Raw genomic sequence first — 19,999 nt, 5'->3', positions numbered from 1 at the left:
CATGCCAGCAAGGCTGAACTCAAGATATCAACGTGTGTTGTTAAAGCTCAGCGGCGAAGCCTTGCAAGGACAGGACGATCCTATCTGCCGCCAAACGTTTTCGCGTTTGGCGGCAGATATTCAAGCCTTGCTCAAGGCGAATGTTCAGGTAGCCATCGTTATTGGCGGTGGAAATTGGTCGCGTGGCCGCGACCTTCAAAAAGACGGTGTGCATCAGCACAGTGCCGATCAAATGGGTATGTTATTTACTGTGGTCAATGGTTTGGCCTTGCGCGATTTATTCGCGCAGTCTGGTATACCGGCTGATATTTTATCGTCGATCAATATGCCAGGTTTTGTTCCGGATTATCGTCGTGATAAAGCAGTGAAAAGTTTATCTGAAGGCAAGGCACTTATTCTGTGTGGTGGTACGGGCGAAACGCTCTTTACGACCGACACTGCTGCAGCACAGCGCGCGATTGAAATTGAAGCGGATATTTTGTTGAAGGCGAGCACCGTCGATGGCGTTTACGATGCAGATCCGCGCCAGGTGAAAACCGCTAAGAAATTTAAAAAGCTCGATTATCAACGTGTGATTCGCGATCGCTTACAGGTAATGGATATGGCCGCATTTTGTTTGTGTGAGCAGCATGCTATGCCAATTTATGTGTTTGATTTTAATGCGCCAGAGGCCTTGCTCGATGCGGTGTCTGAGCAATCTTTGGGTACCATGATTCAAGGGGAAAACCATGATTAACGATGTTCGTAAAGATACAGAAACACGTATGCAAAAATGTGTCGACAATTTACATGCAGAGCTTGCAAAGCTTCGCACAGGCCGCGCGCACCCAAGTTTGCTAGAACATATCCGTGTGGATTATTACGGCTCAGACGTGCCGGTGAGCCAAGTGGCCAACGTCACCGTTTCCGATGCGCGCACATTAACCGTGACGCCTTGGGAAAAAAACATGGTCGCTGTTGTGGAAAAAGCGATTATGACATCAGATCTTGGGCTTAATCCTGCTACGGTGGGGCAAATCATTCGTGTGCCTTTGCCGGCTTTAACCGAAGATCGTCGAAAAGAATTGATCAAGGTTTTGCGCGCAGAAGCTGAAAAAGCCCGTGTAGCGATTCGTAATGTACGTCGAGATGCGCTGGGTGATTTGAAAGATTTAGAAAAAGAAAAAGCGATTAGCGAAGATGATGAGCGACGTGCCGGCGAGGAGATTCAAAAGCTCACCGACAAATATGTCGCTGCGGTTGAAAAAGAACTGGAAGCCAAAGAAAAAGACGTGATGGCGATTTAGGGGGTAAAATGCCTGCAAAAAATATGCCTCGCCATGTCGCGATCGTAATGGATGGCAACGGTCGCTGGGCTGAGGCGAGAGGCGAGTCACGCAGCGAAGGGCATGAAGCGGGCTACTACGCAATTCGTGCGATCGTCGAAAAATCGGCTGAGCTTGGTATTTCTGCCTTAAGTGTTTTTGCTTTCAGCACCGAAAATTGGTCGCGCCCCGACGAAGAAGTTCAAGCCTTGATGGCTTTGTTTTTAATGGCCTTGGAAAGTGAGGCTGAATCCCTTTGTAAAAACAATGTTCGCTTACGTTTTATCGGCGATTTGGCCGCTTTCCCTGAAAAATTGCAAGTTAAAGTGGCTGAGGTTGAGTCTTTAACTGAAAACAATACCGGTTTGAATTTTGTGGTTGCTGTTAACTACGGCGGTCGTTGGGATATTTTGAACGCGACGCGCAGTTTATGCCGTAAGGTCAAGGCCGGTGAGCTCGACGTGGATGTGATTCGTTCGGAAGACCTTGCTGCTTGCTTAAGTACTTCTGAAATTGGTGACCCCGACTTGTTGATTCGCACCAGTGGTGAGCAGCGCATCAGTAATTTTTTCTTATGGCAAGCGGCTTACACCGAGCTGTATTTTAGCGAAAAACTTTGGCCGGACTTTACCCCCGAAGACTTTATGCATGCGCTCAGTACTTTCTCGGGTCGTGATCGACGTTTCGGCTTAACGTGCTCAAAGGACATGGATCATGCTTAAACAACGTGTCATCACAGGCCTTATTATGGCTTTCGCTGCGTTAGCGGCGGTTTTTTTTGCGTCAACAATGCTGTTTGCTTATTTGTCTGCCATTGTGTTTCTTTGTGGGGCCTGGGAGTGGTCGCGCTTATCTGGCTTAGGGCAAGCTTGGCAGTCGCTGCTCTATACTGCGCTAATGGCTTTGGTCTTGCTCGGTGTTTGGTATACGCCCTTACTTTTGGTCATGGCTGCTGCCTGCGTGTTTTGGTTGTTCGCAATGTATTGTATCGTGAAGTATCCGAAACACACTCAGTATTGGTCGCCGGCGATTGTTCGCCAGGTTATCGGTTTTTTCGTATTGGCGCCAAGTTGGCTCGCCATTAATGTTATTCGTGAATCTGAGCAGGGTGCTTGGGTGCTTTTATCGTTGTTTGTGATTGTTTGGGCGGCAGATATTGGCGCGTATTTTGCCGGTCGTGCCTGGGGACGTCGCGCGCTCATGCCTAATGTCAGCCCTAAAAAAACCTTTGAGGGTTTTTTAGGTGGCTTGGTATTGTCTTTGCTTTTGGCTGCGGTGATCATTGCACTTTTACCCGATATTAGCCTGCTGGAATGGTTTGAGCTCCTGTTGGGCGTTGTTCTGGTCAATATTTATTCTGTTGCGGGCGATTTGTTTGAAAGTGTCCTAAAGCGCTATTGTGGCGTGAAAGACAGTGGTAAGATGCTACCTGGCCACGGCGGGGTCTTGGATCGCATCGATAGTTTAACAGCGGCGGCACCGTTGTTTTTGTTGGGATTAATGTTGATTTGGTTTTGGTAGAAGAATGAAGCGATTATTTACACACTCTCTTAGTCTCGTATTATTGGTTGTATTAACAAGCCATGCATCGGCGTTTGTTATTAAACGCATTCGTTTTGAAGGTTTGGGGCGAATTTCCACGGCAACAGCGATGAGCCATATGCCAGTGAAGGTGGGGGAAGACCTAACGCCTGAAAAGTCCAACGAAGTGATTAAAGACTTGTACAAAACCGGTTTCTTTAAGAATGTTCAGTTACTTGAAGATAGTGGCACCCTCATTGTTAAAGTGGAAGTCTTACCGGTCGTTAGCAAAATCACGATTAGCGGCAATAAGGTCATCAAGACCAAAGAGTTGTTGCAAGTGTTGCAGAAAATGAATATTGCTGAAGGTTATGAGTATAACCGCACTTCCTTGAAGCAGATTCGTTCAGCTTTGCTAAGCCAGTATTATTCTCATGGTAAATACAATGCGCGCGTCAGTGTGACGCATCACAGCCTGTCTCACGATCGTATGGCCATCAACATTGCTATTTCTGAAGGTGTCGTCGCTAAAATTAAACAAATTCGTGTGATTGGTCACCAGGCTTTTACCGAGCATGATGTGTTGTCTCAGTTCAAGTTGTCTACACCAGGGTTATTCAGCTGGTTTACGCATGACGATGAGTATTCCAGCGAGAAGTTGCAAGCTGACCTCGAAGCGTTGAAAAACTTTTATCTGAATAAGGGTTATTTGAAGATGTCGATTGACTCTTCACAGGTTTCTTTAAGCCCTGATCGCAAACAGGTTTATATTGTGGTGAAAATCACAGAGGGTCCGCAGTATCATTTTTCAGGCTTTAAGTTAGCAGGTCGTTTGATTTTACCTCGCCAACAGCTTCGGGCTTTAGTGCCGATTCATGATGGCGATGTGTATTCTAAAGATGCGATCGTTAGCGCGGAGAAAGCCATTGGTTTTGCCATTGGTGACAAGGGTTATGCGCGTTCTGAAATCGTTCCCAAGGATGCTGTTGATGAAAAAACACACCGCGTGTTTATTACCTTTAATATTAACCCGGGTCGGCGTGTTTATGTGCGGCGCATTACTTTCAGTGGCGCACCTCACACGAATGATAACGCTTTCCGTCGCGCTTTAACGCAAATGGAAGGTGAAGAGGCTTCAAGCACCAAGCTTGCGAACTCGAAGCAGCAATTGCAGTTATTGCCTTTCGTTCAGGGTGTGGATGAGCAGGTCAAGCCTGTGCCTGGCCGTCGCAATGAAGAAGATATCAATTACAATATGCAGACTTACCCGGGTGGTGAAATCCAAGCGGGCGTAGGCTACTCGGATCTTGATGGCTTCTTGGTTAATGCTTCACTATCGCAGTCGAACTTTTACGGTACGGGTAATCAATTTAGTGTTAGTGCACAGCGTAGTCAGTCAACCCTGAGTGGCTCATTAAACTATTACAACCCGTATTATACGCCTTGGGGTGTGGGTCGAGGGTTTAATCTCTACGCCAGCCGTTTCGATGCAGACAAGCAAAACATTTCTGATTATGCCACGAACAACTATGGCTTTGGGATGAATTACAGCATCCCGATGAGTTTGCATAACAGTATCCAAGCCGGTGTGGGTCTGGATTATTTGCACCTTATTATCAGTGGTTCAGCAGCACCCGTGATGACACAGTTTAAAGATCAGCATGGTGATACTTTCTTGCAGTTCTTGTTTAATACAGGCTGGACATTTAACAACCTTAATCGCAGCGTATTCCCAACGAAAGGTATTTACTCCAACCTGGGACTCACTTTGTCAGCGCCGGCATCGAAGCGCGGCCTGGAATACTATACGGGCGATTATACGTTCCGCTTTTATCAGCCGTTGTTTGCTTCTTTGGTCTTCATGACGCGTGAAGAAGTTGGTTATGGTGGCGGTTACGGGGCTTATCAGCGCTTACCATTCTTTAAAAACTTCTACGCAGGTGGCATGGGCACTGTGGCGGGTTACGAAGGTAACACTTTGGGTCCGCAAGATGCCAACGGTAATGCGCTGGGTGGTAATACCTTGGCGACAGCGCGTGCAGGCATCATTTTCCCGAACCCTATCAGTAAATCTTTGCGCACCATGGCCTTTGTCGATGGTGGTAATGTCTTTGATACGAAGTCCACGGCTCAAGAAAAAGCCGATAACCCTGACCGTAATGGTTTGCGTTATTCAGCGGGTCTTGAAGTCGACTGGCTGACTCCGTTTACGGGTGTATTGAAGTTTAGCTTTGCTAAAGCCATTAATCCGGCCAGGCAAGATAATAAAAATATTTTCCAGTTTAATATTGGCACATCGTTTTAATAGAGGAGAGTGCAACATGAAAAAAGCGTTTCTTACTTTAGCAGCAACCACTTTGGCTCTTGGCGCTTACGCTGCGCCTATGGCTAGCACAGCAGCAGTTACGGCTTCTCCTGCCAATGTATCAACAGTGCCGGCTAGCGCGCCTGTGGCCACAACGCAGTCTGCAGCCCCGACAGTGGGTGTTGTGGATGTGCAGAAGATTTTTTCGGATTCTAAAGAAGTTCAAGACACAAAAAGTGATTTGCATGAAAAGTTTTTGGCGAAGAAAAAGCAAGTTCAAGCCTCAATAAAGGCGCTTGATAAAATGATGGCCGACTACAAGAAAAATGAAAGCGTGATGCAAGCTAGCGAACGCAGCGCTTTGCAAAAGAAAATCGCTGCCCAGCAGTCTAGTATTAGCCAAATGGAATCAGCTTTCCAGCAAGGTGCGCAAGACAGTGAGCAAAAAGCGATGGATAAATTCGTTGGTCAGCTGAAAGCCGCTGTTGTCGCGGTGGCCAAAGAAAAACATTTGACCTTAGTGTTGCCTTCGCATGGTGTGATTTATTGGTCAGATACATTGGATATCACCTCTGACGTTGAAAAACGTTTCGATCAGTAAAACGGTGTCGCGGTGAATCTAGGGGAGCTTGCAGAGAAAATTCAAGCCAAGTTGATCGGTGATGCCTCACTTGATGTGTCCCGTTTGGCCACATTGCGCGAAGCGGATAATCAAGCGATCTCTTTTTTTCATAATCAAAAGTATTTGGCTGAGCTTTCCCAAACTCAAGCTGCCGCTGTCATTGTGCGTGAGGCTGATGTTTCATCCTGCCCTTGTGCGAGTCTCGTGGTTAAGGATCCGTATTTTGCTTACGCCCAGTTGGCCGCTCTTTTTGCGTACCAGCCCGAGCGAACCGGTATCGACCGCAGCGCCTCTATAGGCGATGCGTGTGAAATTGCGAACTCCGTATTTATTGGCCCTAATGTGGTGATTGGCCGTGAAGTGAAGCTTGCGGCGGGCGTTATCATTGAGGCAGGAGCTGTCATTGAAGACTCTGCAGATATCGGCGAAGGTAGCCATATTAAAACAAACGCGGTGATTGCTCATCATGTGAAGCTGGGTGCGCGCGTGATTGTGCATCAAGGTGCGGTGATTGGCAGCGATGGTTTTGGTAATGCAATGCATGAAGGCCGCTGGCACAAAGTTCCACAAATTGGTTCTGTGATAGTGGGTGACGATGTTGAAATTGGGGCGAATACCACGATTGATCGTGGTACTTTGGGTAATACGATCATTGGTCATGGCGTGCGTCTCGATAACCTGATCCAAATTGGTCATAACGTAGAGATTGGCGATCACACAGCGATCGCGGCCTGTTCTGCTGTGGCGGGTAGCGTAAAAATTGGCAAGTACTGTTTATTTGGTGGTGCTGTGGGTATTGCAGGTCACTTGAGTATCACTGATGGTGTGATCTTAACGGCTCGCGCTGAGGTATCTAATGATATCAAAGAAAAAGGTATTTACTCATCGGGTACAGCCTTGTTGCCTAACACGGCCTGGCGAAAATGCGTTGCGCGTCTGCGTAAGCTCGATGAGTCTGTTCGTAAACTAAATCGTATTGCAAAGAAAGTTGAGGATTAGATGACGAAGTCTATTTTATCTGTTGAAGACGTGTTGGCTCACTTGCCACAGCGCCCGCCCTTTTTATTCGTCGATAAAGTGCTAGGGTTTGAACACGCTAAACGCTTATTGGCCGTAAAAAATGTCACGATTAACGAAGCTTTCTTTCAAGGGCATTTTCCACAAAAGCCGGTTTTTCCGGGGGTTTTGATGCTGGAAGCCTTGGCGCAAGCAGCTACCATCTTTGCCTTTATGTGCACCAAAGAAGATGCTAATTCAGCGCCGTACTTGTTTGCAGGTATTGATAAAGCGCGTTTCAAGCGAATGGTTGTGCCTGGTGACCAGTTATTACTTGAAATTGAGTTGATTAAGCGCCGTACTGATCTTTGGAAAGTTAAGGCTATTGCGCGAGTCGACGATGAGATTGCTTGCACGGCTGAGCTCATGAGCATTCGTGTGAAAGAGGGTAAGGCGAATGATTGATCCTCGCGCGATCATTGATCCTTCGGCCAAGTTGGCTGGCGATGTAAAAGTGGGCCCGTATGCGATTATTGGTCCAGATGTTGAAATCGGTGCGGGCACGGTTGTTGAATCGCACGCCGTTATTAAGGGGCCTACAAAAATCGGCCGCGACAATCACATTTTCCAATTTGCTTCTGTGGGTGAGATTTCCCAGGATTTGAAATACAAAGGCGAAGAAGTTTGGCTGGAAATCGGTGATCGCAATAAAATTCGCGAGTTCACCACGCTTAACCGTGGTACGGCGCAAGGCGGCGGTGTGACCAAAATCGGCGGCGATAATTTATTGATGGCGTATGTGCATGTCGGTCATGACAGTATTGTCGGCAATCATGTCATTATGGCTAACGGTGTTTCGTTAGCGGGCCACGTGACAATCCATGATCATGCGATTTTGGGCGGCTTGAGTGCGGTGCACCAATTCTGTCACGTGGGCAGCTACAGTATTTGTTCGGGCGGCTCGATGGTGGCTAAGGATGTCGCACCTTTTGTGATGATGTCCGGCAACTTTGCTAAACCTTTTGGTTTAAATTCCGTGGGTTTAAAGCGTCACGGCTTTACGCCTGAGGATATGCTGTGGCTTAAGCGCGCGTATCGTGTGGTGTTTCGCTCAGGGCTCACCAGTGAAGAAGCGATAGCACAGTTAACCACTATGTTGCCTGAGTGTGAGAAAATTGCTTTGTTTATCGAGGCAATTAAACGCTCTGAGCGTGGTTTGGCGAAGTAGCCTGCATGCTTATTGCTGGTGTCGATGAAGTCGGGCGAGGTCCTTTAATCGGCAATGTCGTTACCGCTGCGGTGATTCTTGATCCGAATCGTCCGATCCAGGGTTTAATGGATTCCAAAAAACTCTCTGAGAAAAAACGCGAATCACTCTTCGATGAAATTTGCGAAAAAGCTTTGGCTTATGCTTTTGGCGAATGCACGCCGCAAGAGATCGATACGCACAATATTTTTCAAGCCACCTTTATTGCCATGCAGCGCGCCGTGGCAGGTTTATCTATTCCGCCGAATAAAATTTTTGTGGATGGTAAGTTCTGCCCAGAGTTTGCTTGTGAGGCTCAAGCGGTTATCAAGGGCGATAGCAAAATCCCGGAAATTTCTGCGGCGTCGATTATCGCGAAAGTCACACGTGATCGGCAAATGTACGCTCTGCACGAGCAATTCCCGCAATACGGCTTTAATCAGCATAAGGGCTATCCGACTAAGGCGCACTTGGCTGCGATTGAGCAATACGGCGTTTTAAATTTGCATCGCCGCTCGTATGCGCCGATTAAGGCACGCTTGGCTTTGGGTGATTATTTGTCAATGATGGAAAATGGATAAAAGCCGTCTACACTCTATTAAGAACAGGGAGTGTTAGAAGATGAAACAAACATTGTGCTTACTGTTTTTTCTTTGTCTAGGTGGCGTGTCATTTTCAGCGAGTGTGTGTTTTTATTATAATCCAAACACGATTTATCAACATGGTTTGACGCCTGCTGTTACCTATATGAATGTCTATGCTGCAGGCACGCGAAATTTAATTGCCTGGACACAGCTAGCAGCGAGCGATGTGGTAGCTGGCTGTATGCCAGCCTCTTACGATCAACAGAACTATCCAGTGGTTGATGTTGAAATGGGTTTGCGAGTGTATGGTAATCCAGAAGAGTTCTATGGTGTTAAAAGCGGCACACGTTTCTCAGTGGACGAAGAAGGCGGCGCAACTTGTACGACCACTCAAGATGGTGTGCCGGTTTGTTATTATCAATCACCGGTGTTTACTCAGCATCAACAGGCCTAGGGTCTAAGCGTGTAATTATTCAGATCCCCATCACGCAAAGAAAAATACTATTTCTCAAAGAGAGGTGTCGATGCATTAGATTTTTTTGAATAGTTACCTAAGCTTTAAATACACAGTTAGCCTGAAGGCCGAGCTCATTTTTTAGGGTTTCAAAAAACTCATCGGACGGCGTCACTGTCCATTGCTCGCCAAGTGGCAAGAGCGTACGGGCTTGCGCATTTTGATAATGAATATACACCGGCAGCTTGCCTTTAAACTGTGTGAGTATGTGCTTAAGTGTATTCATTGTTTCGGGTTTGTGTCCTTTGGGGTCTAAGTGGATTTGCACATGCTTGCCATAGTTTGTGCGCGCGGCTTGTAGCGTGTAAATGTCTTTGACGGCAAGGCGAAAATTTTCGGTAAACTCATCTAGACTGACCTCGCCTGTGGCGATGATCAAATTGTCTGCGCGAAGTGCGTCGCGATGTTTCTCATACGTTTCGCTAAAAGCGATGCAATCGAGTGTGGCCTCGCCATCATCGAGCGTAAAGATTGCCATGCGGTTGCCGCGTTTCGTTTTCACTGTGCGAAAGTTTGAGATCAATCCAGCGGCGGTGGCGGTTTTGCCTTGCTGGCTAGCAATGCGGCTTAAGGGCGATGAGGTGATGTGAGCAAGCTCTTCGCGCACGGATTCAAAGGGATGACCCGAGAAATAAAAACCCAGCGTTTCTTTTTCATAGCTGAGTAATTGTTTTTCAGGCCAGGGTTTGGCTTTGGCAAATTCAGGCTCTAAATGATGAGCGTCATCGTCCATCGCGCCAAATAAATCTTCTTGGTTTTGCTCAGCGTTTTTACCGTGCTGCTCAGCAGCTCGCATGAACACAGGCAGCGAGGCGTAAATTATACTGCGCAATGGACCTAAGTTATCAAGCGCACCGGATTTAATCAAAGCTTCAAACACGCGTTTATTCACTTTGCGTGAATCCACGCGGTGGCACAGATCATAAAAAGATTTAAACGGTCCGTTTTGATCGCGCTCTTGAATAAGCACATCCAATGCTGACTCGCCGGCACCTTTAATCGCGCCTAGGCCAAAGCGGATGTGACCATCGTCGGTGGGTGTGAATTTATACTCGCTAGTGTTTATTTCTGGCGGCAAGATATCAATTTTTAAGTGTTTGCAATCGTTGATAAAGTTCACCACTTTATCGGTATTGTCCATATCAGAAGATAAAACAGCAGCCATAAACTCTGCGGGGTAATGCGATTTCAAATAGGCGGTTTGGTAGGCGATAAGTGCATAAGCGGCAGAGTGTGATTTATTAAATCCGTAGCCTGCGAATTTTTCCATCAAGTCAAAAACATACTCGGCCGTTTTAAGTTCGATCTTATTGTTTACAGCGCCTTGCGTAAAAATCTCACGCTGCTTGGCCATCTCTTCAGGTTTTTTCTTACCCATAGCGCGGCGTAAAATATCCGCAGCGCCCAGTGTGTAGCCTGCAAGGTCTTGTGCGATCTGCATGACTTGTTCTTGATACAAAATCACACCGTAGGTGGGTTTTAATATAGGCTCAAGCAGGGGGTGTGCGTAGACCACTTGCGCGCGGCCGTGTTTGCGGTTAATAAAATCATCCACCATGCCCGATTGCAAAGGGCCTGGGCGAAAAAGGGCAACAAGTGCGATGATCTCTTCAAAGTGGTCGGGTTGTAAGCGTTTGATCAGATCCTTCATGCCGCGCGATTCAAGTTGGAAGACGGCAGTGGTGTCGCAGGCTTGCAAAAGTTTAAAGCTAGGTTTGTCATCCAGTGGGATATGGTGAATGTCGAGAAGCGCTGCGTTTTGTTTTGTAAGGCGCGCGTTAATGAGTTTGATCGCCCAATCAATGATGGTGAGTGTGCGAAGGCCCAAGAAGTCAAACTTAACTAAACCAATCGTTTCAATATCATCTTTATCAAATTGGCTGACAATTTGCGTAGAGCCTTGTTCGCAATATACGGCGGTAAAGTCGGTGAGTTGGCCTGGCGCAATCACCACACCACCGGCATGTTTACCCGCGTTGCGTGAGATGCCCTCAAGTTTTTTAGCCAGGTCAATGATGGTGCGCACCTCATCATCATGATCGTAGAGTTCTTTAAGCGCCGGCTCTTGGAGTGCTTTATCGAGCGTCATGCCAATTTCAAAGGGGATACATTTAGCAATGCGATCAACGAAACCATAGCCATGGTTTAACACGCGCCCTACATCACGCACCACGGCTTTGGCAGCCATGGTACCGAAGGTGATGATTTGCGATACGCTATCACGTCCGTATTTTTGTGCCACATACTCAATGACGCGGTCGCGACCTTCCATGCAAAAGTCTATGTCGAAGTCAGGCATGGATACACGCTCAGGGTTTAGAAATCGCTCAAACAGTAGCTCATAATAAATAGGGTCGAGGTCGGTAATTTTTAATACATACGCCACCAGGGAGCCTGCGCCTGAACCACGGCCTGGGCCGACGGGAATGCCATTATTTTTGGCCCATTGAATAAAGTCGGCGACAATCAAAAAGTAGCCCGGAAAGCCCATGCCTTTGATGACGTCAAGTTCTGTGCGCAAGCGGGTTTCGTATTCTGGGCGCAGTTCAGCCACGGTTTTTCCCGTCGCGCTTGCGATGATAGGCAGCTTTTCATTTAAGCCGTCGTGCGACATCTGGTCGATGTAGTCATCCAAGCTCATGTTATCAGGCGTGGGGAAGTCGGGTAAAAACGTTTGGCCAAATTCAAAGGCAAAGTTGCAGCGTTTGGCGATTTCAACTGTGTTTTGAAGGGCTTCTGGAATGTCTGAAAATAATTCGCACATCGTATTTTCATCGCGCAAGTACTGTTCGTCGCTGTAAAGTCTGGGTCGCTTGGCGTTATTGAGGATTTCGCCTCGGTGGATGCACACGCGTGCTTCGTGCGCTTCAAAATCATCGGGCTCGATAAAGCGCACGGCGTTGCTGGCGATCACTGGCAGCTTAAAGCGTTCGGCCAAGTTTAAGCTGTCGTGCAGCGCCTGTTCATCACCTGGCATACCTGTGCGCACGAGGGCTAAGTATAAGCGATCGGGAAATGTGCTTTGCCAAAAGCGTATATTGGCGGTGAGTGTTTCATCGTCGTTTTTTCGCAGCGGTGTGTGTAAGTTATTGTGATGTGCGGGGATGATGGCGATCAAGCCTTCGGCGTGTGCGCCAAACCAGGCTTCATGAACAAAGACATGGTGGGTCTCTTGGCCTTCACGGTATGCTTTGGCCAGTAACACACACAGATTATGGTAGCCTTTGGCGTTTTGGCATAACACCGTTAGCTGCGAGTGGCCGCTTGTGTGCTTAATGCTTAAATCCGCACCCAATATGGGCTTGATACCTGCATTGACACAGGCTTTATAAAATTTAACCGCGGCAAAGATATTATTGTGGTCCGTTAAGGCCACAGCCGGCATCTTGTGTGCCTTAAGCTTATCGATCAGCTTGGGTAGGGTGACAATGCCGTCTTGCAGCGAGTATTCACTGTGTAGCTGTAAGTGGACAAAGCGCGGCATGAAAGTCTCTGGTCAAAGAAGGTCAGCATAATGGATACCCGAAGCGCCTGAGTATAGAAGCTCGCCGCACGCTTGGCAAGGCTCACGGCCGCGGCTCATGGCCGCGGCGGTGCAGAGTCTGCTCGCAGCTCTTACTGGCGCAGTGATGGCGGCGGCGCTGACGGCGTAGTGTCAATAGCCTCCTCTGCTGCTGGCGCAGGTGCAGGAGGTAGCAGCATTGCTGCTGACGGCGGCGGTAGCGGCGCAGTTTCTGGCAGCGTTTGCATCGGTGCCCAATCTGCTGGCGGCATCGGTGCAGGAGGTAGCAGCATTGCTGCTGACGGTGGCGGCATAGCGGCGAGCAAGTGGCTCGTACTGCTGGGGCTAAGCGAGGATATGTATCGACTGAGTAAGTGGCATAAAATCTGAGCGATGGTGATGTTCTGATGTGCTCTTATTGCCTTGGCCGCTTCAGTCATATGGACGCTAACAGGGTCGGTTAGGGATGAACGTAAACTCTTGTTAGTCCGAGAAATAAGCTCTTCGCTCTGTATTTGCCCATCCTGCACGAGGTTCTCTTGATGGCCTTGAATAACCCCCAGCAACGACAAAATTTCATGGGGTATTGTGGCCTTGCGGTCTTCAAGCTCAGTCAGCAACGTTAAAAGCTCGGTCAAGACAGCCAGTTTGTCTTTATCGGATAGGGGGGGCAGGGCCGTGCACAAATCCGAGATCGCAGTTATGACCTCCGGCGCCATAACGCTCCGCCAGCGCTCTGCCTTAAGAGCGTTTATTTCCTCAGTAAAGGCGGCGTCTGACTGTCGCCAGACGTATTGTCGAGTAGTCCACAGTATTTGCTCGACAATTCTGGCTAAGCGAATCGACCAGGGCTGCTGAGCGCGAAGTTTTTCTGCTTTGGGCTCGTACGGGGAGCACCAGTCACGATAGGCTTGTGTTAGCGCTGACCTATTCTTTTCGAAGTGACGTAATTGCCCTTGTGCTTCATCTATCAGCGCTTTAATTTGAGTTCGTTGTTCAGATTGCTGCGCAGAAAGTGCCTGGTATGACGCCTTAAGTGACTCAATGTGTGCCCGTAAACCATGAGCTTGAGCCCTAAGATTGCCAATACCGGAGAGTAATAGGCCTGCGTGCTTGCGCAACAGCGCTGCTTGCTGCTTTAGCTTTGCTTGCTGCCTTAACGCGGCGCGTTTATCATTCTGTGCCGGCGCTTGTGTTCTCAGGTGTTCTTCAAGCGCGCTAATGCCAAGGTTCACAGGATTTTGGCTAACACCGAAACGTGGACCACTTTGCTGCTGTTGGTAAAGCCCAGTAAGAAAGGCATCGCGGTTTGCTTGGTCTTCAATCGTTTCAGCAAAGGCTGTAAGCTCATCGAGTGAGGAAGGGTGCTTGAGCCCGCTAATGAAACTAAGGATGCGATGGTAATGATTGGCCAATTCCTGGAAGAGCTCGGGTTCAAACGGTGCTGCCCCACCCCACATGGCAGGCTCGACTGGAGGCGCTGGAATGCACCTGACTTGGCCGTCTGGGTCGACGACGTGGACGAATTTAACCCCTACTAAGGGCACTGGAAAGGGGCCGGATGGGTTCCAGCGTCGCACAAACACTATAGCCGGGCCGCCTGTGCCAAGTAGCCGAAAGAGCTGTTGTATGCCTAATCTGACAGCAGGGTCATTTGGGAGGTCCTCTGGAACATGCTGCAAGAGCTGCCACACTTCAAGAAGGTGGTCATACACCCTCTGATACCAAACGGTTGGAAGCCGGATACAAGACCCCCTGCGTTGGAGCCATGAGCGAGCGAGCACGGCTAGTCCGCTTCCGACAACCGGGCTGTCAATTCGGTCTGTTGCTTGCCAATTATTGGCTGCCAATACAAGGCCTATTGCTGCTGGGTCGAGGCCGGGAAAAAGAGTGCGGATTAGGTTAATGAGGTCTTTAATCTTTAAATGGCGATCAGTAGGCAGTTGCACATAGATCACCTGACCGTCGACAGCAGCGCTGGATGTTGCGGCGGCACGGGCTGGTAGAGGAGCGCTGGGTATTGCGGCGGCACTGGCTGGTGGTGGGGCGTTGGATGTCGCAGCGGTACTGGCTGCTGGCGCAAGCTGCACCCGACGATGGTCGCGCCCTGGCCCAATTGGCAAGGCAGCAGCAGCGCTGGGCATCGCAGCACTGGCTGGTGGAGGAGCGCTGGGCATCGCGGTACTGGCTGGTGGAGGAGCGCTGGGCACAGGTACTGGCGCTGGCGCCGCTGCCGCGCGCGCGGCAGAGCGCAGTGGGACCGGTGCCGGCGGCCGCCAATCATGGGTAGCTGGTGCGCTAGGCGACGAGGCGCTTGCTGCAGACTGCGGTGGAGGAGGGGTAGTCGGTGCAGGCGGTAAGGCGCGTGCAGGCTGCTGCGGGGCCGGTGCCGGCGGCTGCCAACCAGGGGTAGTCAGCGCACTAGGCGGTAAGGCGCTTGCTGCAGACTGCGGGTATGGAAACCCTGTGTGACGAAGGGCTGCTTGTTGCTGCCGGGCTTGTTGCTCCTGGCGGGCTTGCTCCTGCCGGGCTTGCTCCTGCTGCCGGGCTAGTTGCTCCCGCCGGGCTAGTTGCTCCTGCCAGGCTTGTTGCTCCTGCCGGGCTTGCTCCGCCTGCCTGTATTGCTCCGCCTGCCAAGCTTGCTCCGTCTCCCGGGATAGTTGCGCCTGACTGTGTCGCTTATTCAATGCTATACCCCGGTCGCACATCCTTTCAAACATGTCCAGGACGAGCCAAGGAAAGCCCTCGCTAGGCGGGTTGGCTTTCCCGCCAAAAACGGCGGGTACAAAACGGGCCGCTTGAGCTTGAGGGTTTAAGGCTTGAGGGTTTAAGAGCATTAAGTCTGGGATTGGGATGCCGTTAGAATAATGCTGACGCACGAAGAATACAACGTCCCGTCCCTCGTCTAGCAGCCCCATTACCACCCCCTCAAAGCCTTTTAGTTGAGCTTCCAGTATTTGCAGCGCGTCTCTTTCATTGCGCCATGAATCTGGAAACGTGGCAGGTAGGTGAAGTACAGGATACTGAGTCTGTCCTAGAACAAAGATTAGGCTCCCTGGGTTAACATTGACTGGCCTAACAAAGTCTTCTCCGTTGGACAATCCTACAGATGAACCCACGAGCCGGGTATTTTTGGGGTCAAGGCCTGCTGCTTTGAGTATTTGGCGGAGCCTGCCAGCATCCAGCGGATGCTTTGGGTCTGCAATAGCGAAAAATACACGTCCTGGCATAGCTATAACCTCTTTTATTTTTACCAAAATATTACACAACAAGTCTTAAGATAATCTTAAATGAAAAGCGTTTCGGTTTTTTTTTTGTTCAAAACCTGATTAGCCTTAAGGTTGGCTTAATAATTGTCGGTTAAAATTTACTCATTAATTTTTAGGTTTAAATGAGAGCAAAAGGACTTGCAGCCCTGGGGGCAGCGAGATAGAATCACCCCGAAATAACAATAAGCCACGGAACGAACGACTTAATATTTTTCGAACGGACGCGAAAAAGTTTCACGCCACGGACAGGCTTTATAAAAAAATAGAGGTAAGCCATGCGTTTGTCGCGTCTTTTTCTCTCACTTGCGGGATTGCAAGTGTTTGTCGTCACTGCCTTTGCAGCGAGTGTGCCTACACCGCCTACAGTGGCTCATGCCACTAACACATCCACGACTAAACACCTTGTTTCGGCTAAACAAGCCAATCAAATGCTTGCGGATACGTATCAGCATGGGGTGCATGTGTTTGTGGGCGCGGGTGCGAAGTATGAGAACTTTTCTAAGCCGATGTCAATGAGGGCTTACACAGCAACGACTAGCGGCACACACGCAGCCTTTGATAATAATTTCGGTACAGTGATTCAACGCAATATCACTTTTGGGCTACATTTTAGAAACAATTATGTATTTCCGACGATAATGGGATCTGAAAATAGTGTGTCTCTAACGTATGGTTTTGTCACTGATTCACAAGACAGAGCCGCTGATGGTAGTGGTACTGTTGATGTGAATGATGGGTACGTTAACGGTGGTTCCTTTGAAAACTCACAATTTAATAGTTATACCTCAGATGGCAAGCTAAGAAATTATGATCTAGCGCTAGCCTGGACTGGCCATAAGGTGTTTGCAAACCCACGTTTTAGCATGGATCCTAGCCTTAGTCTGGTTTCTCATCAATACAAGATGCAAACGAACAACCAAATTAACTATACATTCATAGCACCTCCTGAGTTTCATGCGGTCGAATTTGCTACAACACAGATAAAATACTATGGGCTTAAGCTGGCTGATCAGTTTAATTTTCAGGCCACTAAGCAAGTAAGCCTTGGCGCCAAATTTGGCGTTCAGGCCTTGCATGGCGATGCGCACTTTAAGGTTTGGAATACAGCGCTTTCTGGCGATGGTGGATTTTTGGTTCCATTCACGCTACACAAAAAAAGAAAAATTTCATTGCGCGAAACAGTTGAGTTATCGATGCGTCTTGCGCTCTTTAATCGACAAAATAGCGCATATTTCAAGTTTTATGGCGGTACAACTCATTGGGATTGGGCGCCTTATGCGACAAGCAAGGGTGTTGGTAGCGCCAATAACCCTCGTATCGCGAGCGGCTCTATGTGGGTGCCTTATTGGGGCATCAACTTTGTCGTGCCGTATGCTTAAAACGGATTAGCCCGTCGGCATGGAATGCCGGTGGGCAAATAAAAATAATAAATAACTGGGATAGGAAGGGTGAGAGCTTTTTGCGAGCTTAACTCATGTTAAACAAACGATTGATCCTAACAGCCATGGTTGCCTTGCCGCTGACACTTTTTGCGGCAAGCAGCACCCCTGTGTCTGGCGATAGTGGGAATCAGTACAACCCGAAAACCAACCCAACGGGTACGTACAACCCGATGTACTCGCCGGATGAGAACGCCGAGAGCAGCACGCTGAATTTTAATTCTGGCATGTTTGGTTACCAAGGCCCGTTATCCATCGATACCACGTATAGCAAAGACTACGGCGTCATCGTTAAGGGCCAGTTCACGCACACCTTGGGCGATCGCCAAGCCTACTCGTTGATCGCTGAGGGCGGTGGCAAGCAATATCGCTTTAATGGTACCTGGGGCATGATGCTCTCCAAACGCCAAGAATTGAAAGTCTCCTTAGATCATTTGGCGCAAAAAATGGATTTCAGTTTTGCTTCGGGTGATAGTCGCGATTGGGTCAGCCAAAATGCACTGGGTTTAACGTACCAGTTTTTGCTGCATCAGGGTTGGTTGCGTGCCTTTAATGTCAATGGCTTTGTGAGCAAAGCGAATTCAAAAAATTTAAACAGCCGCGATTATGTCGGTGACGATGGCTTCACTTACCGTAACGATCGCCGTATCGCAGGCGGCGAAGAACGCTCGGTGCAAGCGGGTCTTACCTTTTTGCCCACACGTTGGACGGCAGTCGACACCACAGTGAATTACCAATCCGTTCGCTACCCGATGGATTACGAATCGAGCACGAACAATAGCTCGGGTTTTGGTTTTGGCGTGAGCGCGCACCAAATCATCACCCATCATTTAAAGGCTAATCTATCCTTTGAGCGTGATCAAACACAAACCTCGATTGACGGCGGCTTTGAAGTTTTATTGCCAAGCCCGCACGGCACAAGCTTGGACATGAAATTGGATACGCAGCGCGTCATCGGTCGAAACGGCGGAAATAGCGACACGCAATATACCGCAGGGTTTGATTTCCGCTGGGGCGTGACAGGTAAGCCAAGCTTTAGCTTGTCACAGGCAGATAGTTTGGGTGATCTTAATAGCTTTGTGTCTCAACCTGCGGTGTATATGAACCAAGTGTTGGCAGTGAAAGATGAGCGCTCTGTCCGTTTGAATAATACACCAAGTCCCAATGTAAAATCGGCTGCCAGTAACGCAGGCAATGTGATTACCATTCCGGTAAACCCGAAAAAACCCGTGTCTGTGTCGATCGCTAACTATTTGCCGCAAGCTTTGGCGCAAGGCAAACAGGCGCTGAGCTTGTCGGCAGAAGGCTTACCGAAAAGTTTACATTACGATGCGGCCACCGAAACCATCAGTGGCCAATGGCCTACACAAAAGCTAAAAGGTAAAGCGCAAGCGCTGCCAGAAGTGGACGTGAGCCTCATGCAAACTATCGTGAGGCCTGGTTTTGCCAATGTCACTGCGCACACTAAGCTCAGTGATAACCAAATACCTGTGTTGAATGTGGATTTGGTGGGTACTGTCCAGGCGTGGTTGAAGGTGAACCCGACGGGTCCAAAGTCTTTAATTATTAGCAACCCACAAAGTTTTTCAATGGATGTTCCACTCGATACCACACAGACCACAGGTAATACGACAGCTTTATTCTTCTACCAACTCAAGGGTACGTCGTTTGAAGCGGGAAACTTCATGGATGTGAATTGGAATACGCCGGGTGGTCAAGCGCCTGCGGGTATGAGTTGTTCTTACTTTCATCCAGCACTGGGTCAAGAATATATGCGTTGCGCAGGCACGAACGTAACGCCTGGCGATTATTCAGCAAATATTACGTATACAGAAGCGGGGCAAACCTTCCATGGCGACGCAACGATATCAAACTTTAGCTTTAAAATTGAAAACCCCGACCACCCACCGATTCGCAATAGCACCGCCAATCCTGGTAACTTAACGTTAAACCCAGGCGATGCGGTGAAAGTCGGTGGCAGCAATTTAGATTACAGCCATTACTACACGGTGCCAGTTAGCGACCCGATGAGCATCGATGCGAGCAAAACCGCACAGTTATCGGTATCGTACACACCAACGAACGGCTCTCCTCAAACACCGACGACGTTAGCGGCTTCTCATTTGGGCCAGAGTTTGTCGTTGAGCGGCTTAAGCTTGCAGGGCAGTGTGCCAGCCAGTGCGCCTTCGGGTCTTTATACAATCACCGCGCGTCCGGTGAATAATCTTGGTGCGGCTGAGGGCACAGTGGTGCTTGGTATCTATGTTACGGGTCCTCCGGTTTATACAGGCACAGCACCCACACCGGCTAGTGCAAGCAAAAACGGCGGTGAGCCTTTGGGTACCGTGCAGTTTGCGAATTCTTTTGTAAACCCACAGGGTACGAGTAATACGGTATTAGACCCTGCGGCGAGTACCGTCTCATTCAATGGCGGCAGCGCGATAGCGTTTAGCACCTCGGCGTTTAAAAACCTTACGGTCTCTGGCATGAACTTATCGGGCACGATTCCAAGCTCGGGCATTTCGGTGGGCACGTATATGTTTAAAATGTATGCCAAAAACAGCACCGGAAAAACGTCAGCATCACCTGCAACGTTCACGCTCACAATTAATGCTGTGCCCACAGCGCCACAACGCACGAGCAAATCGGTACCGGCGCAATCACCGATCAGTGGTGGTGCCTCGATCCAAAGCGTGG

Annotated in this window: 15 protein-coding genes; 13 read left to right on the top strand and 2 right to left on the bottom strand. The window is 49.0% G+C overall.

The window, feature by feature from the left end; translation table 11 throughout:
- Position 1: 1 nt before the first annotated feature.
- From pyrH to COV52_04010, 11 genes are read left to right on the top strand one after another with little or no spacing between them, the layout of a single operon-like run.
- The gene (pyrH, locus tag COV52_04060) at positions 2 to 736 is read left to right on the top strand and encodes a UMP kinase (protein PIR11372.1); all 735 of its coding nucleotides are present in this window, start codon (positions 2 to 4) and stop codon (positions 734 to 736) included.
- Positions 729 to 1,286 (top strand): ribosome recycling factor, encoded by a 558-nt coding sequence (locus COV52_04055; GenBank protein ID PIR11371.1) that lies wholly within the window; start codon positions 729 to 731, stop codon positions 1,284 to 1,286. The genes pyrH and COV52_04055 overlap by 8 nt, the downstream gene beginning before the upstream one ends.
- Positions 1,287 to 1,294: 8 nt before the next feature.
- Entirely contained in the window at positions 1,295 to 2,026 is a 732-nt protein-coding gene (gene uppS, locus COV52_04050) for a di-trans,poly-cis-decaprenylcistransferase (GenBank protein ID PIR11370.1), read from the top strand.
- On the top strand, positions 2,019 to 2,825 hold the full coding sequence (locus tag COV52_04045) for a phosphatidate cytidylyltransferase (protein ID PIR11369.1): 807 nt from the start codon (positions 2,019 to 2,021) through the stop codon (positions 2,823 to 2,825). The genes uppS and COV52_04045 overlap by 8 nt, the downstream gene beginning before the upstream one ends.
- Positions 2,826 to 2,829: 4 nt before the next feature.
- Positions 2,830 to 5,130 carry an outer membrane protein assembly factor BamA gene (bamA, locus tag COV52_04040; protein PIR11368.1) on the top strand — a complete coding sequence of 767 codons (2,301 nt, stop codon included), beginning with the start codon at positions 2,830 to 2,832 and terminating at the stop codon, positions 5,128 to 5,130.
- Between the two features lie 16 nt (positions 5,131 to 5,146).
- Positions 5,147 to 5,731: a hypothetical protein gene (locus tag COV52_04035; protein ID PIR11367.1), complete on the top strand. Its 585-nt coding sequence runs from the start codon at positions 5,147 to 5,149 to the stop codon at positions 5,729 to 5,731.
- 12 nt (positions 5,732 to 5,743) lie between these two features.
- Positions 5,744 to 6,751, top strand: coding sequence for a UDP-3-O-(3-hydroxymyristoyl)glucosamine N-acyltransferase (lpxD, locus tag COV52_04030; protein ID PIR11366.1), 1,008 nt, complete (start codon positions 5,744 to 5,746; stop codon positions 6,749 to 6,751).
- Positions 6,752 to 7,213, top strand: coding sequence for a 3-hydroxyacyl-[acyl-carrier-protein] dehydratase FabZ (fabZ, locus tag COV52_04025; protein PIR11365.1), 462 nt, complete (start codon positions 6,752 to 6,754; stop codon positions 7,211 to 7,213). It begins immediately after the preceding gene.
- A complete protein-coding gene (locus tag COV52_04020; GenBank protein PIR11364.1) occupies positions 7,206 to 7,976 on the top strand; it encodes an acyl-[acyl-carrier-protein]--UDP-N-acetylglucosamine O-acyltransferase in 771 nt (256 codons plus the stop codon). Before fabZ ends, COV52_04020 begins: the two co-directional genes overlap by 8 nt.
- Positions 7,977 to 7,981: 5 nt before the next feature.
- Positions 7,982 to 8,575, top strand: coding sequence for a ribonuclease HII (locus COV52_04015; GenBank protein ID PIR11363.1), 594 nt, complete (start codon positions 7,982 to 7,984; stop codon positions 8,573 to 8,575).
- A gap of 40 nt (positions 8,576 to 8,615) precedes the next feature.
- Positions 8,616 to 9,032, top strand: a complete 417-nt coding sequence (locus COV52_04010) for a hypothetical protein (protein ID PIR11362.1) — start codon at positions 8,616 to 8,618, stop codon at positions 9,030 to 9,032.
- 97 nt (positions 9,033 to 9,129) lie between these two features.
- Here COV52_04010 and COV52_04005 read toward each other — a convergent pair whose 3' ends face one another.
- Both COV52_04005 and COV52_04000 read right to left on the bottom strand, forming a co-directional pair.
- Complete coding sequence (locus tag COV52_04005; GenBank protein ID PIR11361.1) at positions 9,130 to 12,576, bottom strand: DNA polymerase III subunit alpha; 3,447 nt, start codon at positions 12,574 to 12,576, stop codon at positions 9,130 to 9,132.
- A gap of 131 nt (positions 12,577 to 12,707) precedes the next feature.
- A complete protein-coding gene (locus COV52_04000; GenBank protein PIR11360.1) occupies positions 12,708 to 15,824 on the bottom strand; it encodes a hypothetical protein in 3,117 nt (1,038 codons plus the stop codon).
- A gap of 314 nt (positions 15,825 to 16,138) precedes the next feature.
- Here COV52_04000 and COV52_03995 point away from each other — a divergent pair, with 314 nt between their 5' ends.
- Together COV52_03995 and COV52_03990 are read left to right on the top strand one after the other, a co-directional pair.
- Complete coding sequence (locus COV52_03995) at positions 16,139 to 17,242, top strand: hypothetical protein (GenBank protein PIR11359.1); 1,104 nt, start codon at positions 16,139 to 16,141, stop codon at positions 17,240 to 17,242.
- Positions 17,243 to 17,337: 95 nt separating this feature from the next.
- A partial coding sequence (locus tag COV52_03990; protein PIR11358.1) for a hypothetical protein occupies positions 17,338 to 19,999 on the top strand: 2,662 nt, incomplete at its 3' end.

The organism is Gammaproteobacteria bacterium CG11_big_fil_rev_8_21_14_0_20_46_22 (genome assembly GCA_002796245.1).
GTDB lineage: Bacteria > Pseudomonadota > Gammaproteobacteria > UBA12402 > UBA12402 > 1-14-0-20-46-22.
Note: the sequence above shows the minus strand (reverse complement) of the source record. Positions and strands in the feature narration are given on the sequence as shown.